Raw genomic sequence first — 251 nt, forward strand, 5'->3', positions numbered from 1 at the left:
GTACATTGCGCAGCATCTGGATGGAGGTATCCAGCAGGCGTTCGCCCCAACGCGATAGCCCGCTAATGAGCCCGAGCGTCAGGCCGATGGAGCCGCCAATGGCGAAGCCAAGTAAGGCGCGCCAGGAACTGATGGCCAGGTGTTGCCACAGCTCGCCGCTGGCGGAGAGCGTCCAGAAAGCTTTCAGTACCCCCTCCGGAGAGGGGAGAATACGGGTTGAGAGCCAGCCTACCGATGACGCCAATTGCCAG

At 62.2% G+C, this 251-nt stretch carries 1 pseudogene; it reads right to left on the reverse strand.

The features are described from left to right. A pseudogene (locus ACODJP_RS14355) lies at window positions 1-251 on the reverse strand (ABC transporter permease); the annotation flags it as partial.

The organism is Pleomorphochaeta sp. DL1XJH-081 (assembly GCF_049310885.1).
Taxonomy (GTDB): Bacteria; Spirochaetota; Spirochaetia; order Sphaerochaetales; family Sphaerochaetaceae; genus CAYZJV01.